The organism is Mesorhizobium sp. M8A.F.Ca.ET.218.01.1.1 (assembly GCF_004791165.1).
GTDB lineage: Bacteria > Pseudomonadota > Alphaproteobacteria > Rhizobiales > Rhizobiaceae > Mesorhizobium.
This window is the reverse complement of the sequence record NZ_SRUZ01000165.1, coordinates 1-305: the sequence shown is the minus strand read 5'-3', so window position 1 is coordinate 305 and position 305 is coordinate 1. Positions and strand designations below refer to the sequence as shown.

Below are 305 nucleotides of genomic sequence, written 5' to 3'. Positions count from 1 at the left end.
GGTGTGAAACGCGATACGGAACCGCATCTGCTGCAGAGTTTCGGACTGATGTTTGCAATGATCGCGGCTTTCCTGCTGCCGCGCCTGCCATTGTTTGGCTTCGTCAACTTCGCGCCCGTCAACCCCGTCCTGAGCAGCATCAGCGCCGTTCTGGCGGTTGCCGGCATGGCGCTGCTGGTCTGGGCGCGGCAGACCCTCGGCCGCAACTGGAGCCAGACCGTTTCCGCCAAGCAGGATCATGAGCTGGTGACGTCCGGCCCATACCGCTTGCTGCGTCATCCCATGTACACGGGCGGCCTGCTCGC

1 protein-coding gene is annotated in these 305 nt (G+C 63.6%); it reads left to right on the top strand.

The features are described 5' to 3' along the window. Positions 1-57: 57 nt before the first annotated feature. On the top strand, positions 58-305 hold a 248-nt coding region (locus EN861_RS34850; RefSeq protein WP_281041231.1), incomplete at its 3' end, for an isoprenylcysteine carboxylmethyltransferase family protein.